The sequence below is a fragment of the Salipiger sp. HF18 genome, from assembly GCF_011806505.1.
Taxonomy (GTDB): Bacteria; Pseudomonadota; Alphaproteobacteria; order Rhodobacterales; family Rhodobacteraceae; genus Salipiger; species Salipiger thiooxidans.
Genome location: NZ_JAATOS010000757.1, coordinates 1 through 1343, shown reverse-complemented (window position 1 = coordinate 1343; position 1343 = coordinate 1). Strand labels below are relative to the sequence as shown.

3 protein-coding genes are annotated in these 1343 nt (G+C 69.1%); 1 reads left to right on the top strand and 2 read right to left on the bottom strand.

Annotated elements, in window-relative coordinates; translation table 11 throughout:
* Positions 1-392 (top strand): glyoxalase/bleomycin resistance/extradiol dioxygenase family protein (locus tag HC022_RS26640; RefSeq protein ID WP_254885283.1); only part of this gene is annotated, 392 nt, incomplete at its 5' end.
* Between the two features lie 27 nt (positions 393-419).
* On the opposite strand, the gene HC022_RS26635 is transcribed toward HC022_RS26640, so the two are convergent.
* Both HC022_RS26635 and HC022_RS26630 read right to left on the bottom strand, forming a co-directional pair.
* On the bottom strand, positions 420-911 hold the full coding sequence (locus HC022_RS26635) for a cytochrome c-type biogenesis protein (RefSeq protein ID WP_254885282.1): 492 nt from the start codon (positions 909-911) through the stop codon (positions 420-422).
* Positions 908-1343: cytochrome c-type biogenesis CcmF C-terminal domain-containing protein (locus tag HC022_RS26630; protein WP_303049112.1), on the bottom strand; the 436-nt coding region annotated here is incomplete at its 5' end. The genes HC022_RS26630 and HC022_RS26635, both read right to left, overlap by 4 nt.

Here is a 1343-nt window from a genome sequence, read left to right as displayed (position 1 = left end):
AATCGCGCAGACTGCGGGTCATGAGCTACAAACCCGACGGATACACCGACCTTGCCGCCTACCTACTGGTGACCGACCCCGAGGACGTGCTGCGCTTTTGCGAGACGGTGTTCGGCGCCGAGCGCCTGCGCGTGATGCAGGACGGCGACCGGATCATGCATGCCGAATGCCGGATCGGAGACACAGTGCTGATGATGGGCGGGGTCGAGGAAGGCAACCCCACCATGCTGCACCTCTATCTCGACGACCCCGACGCGGCCTTCGCCCGCGCGCTCGAGGCGGGCGCGGAAGAGCTTCAGCCGATGCGCGACGGGCGTGATGGCGACCGCCGCGGCGGGTTCCGTACACCCTGCGGCACGCAGTGGTACGTCTCGCGGCAGATCGGGGACTGACCCTTCCGGGCGAGGCCCCTCCAGGCTTCAGCCCCTGAGGATTTCCTCGAGCCGAGCCTTTTCCTCGGGCGTCAGCCCGGCCTCGGTGGCCGGCGCCGCGCGCGATCGGTTGCGGATGTAGATCCCGCCCGTCACCACCGCCAGCACGAAGAGCAGCGGACCCGCCGCCCAGAGCAGCCAGTTCCAGCCGCCGGTGGTGGGCTGCAGCAGCACGAACTCACCGTAGCGGTCGACGAGGAAGGCCACGACCTCTTCGTCGCTGTCCCCGGCCACCAGCCGTTCGCGCACCATGAGCCTCAGATCGCGCGCCAGCGAGGCGTTGGAATCGTCGATGTTCTCGTTCTGGCAGACGAGGCAGCGCAGCCCCTTGGAAAGCTCTCGGGCCCTCGCCTCGAGCGCCGGATCGTCGAGCATCTCGTCGGGCTGCACCGCGAGCACCGGCCCCGGCAGCACCGCGCCGAGCGCCAGCACCAGCGCGAGCAGCATCGCGAGTTTGCGCAGCATCCCGAGCCCGGTCATTCCGCAGGCACTCCCCGGGCCGGCACCGTCTTGCGGGCACCGGCGGCGACGCGGAAGCGGCGGTCCGAGAGGCTCAGAAGTCCGCCGAGCGCCATCAGGATGGCGCCGCCCCAGATCCAGTTGGCGAGCGGCTTGATGTAGACGCGCATGGTCCAGCCGCCGGCGGTCTGCTGGTCGCCGATCACCACGTAGACGTCGCGCAGGAAGCGGTAGTCGATGGCGGCCTCGGTGGTGGGCATCTTGGCGACCGGGTAGTCGCGTTTCTCGGGATAGAGATGCGCGATCTCGCGACCGTCCTCGCGCACCGCGACCTCGCCCATGGTCGAGAAGTAGTTCGGCCCCTGCACACGCTGCACGTCCTGAAGCTCGATCTCGTAGGCGCCGACGGTGAAGGGCTCGCCCAGCTGGGCGACGCGGATGTCCTCCTGCTGC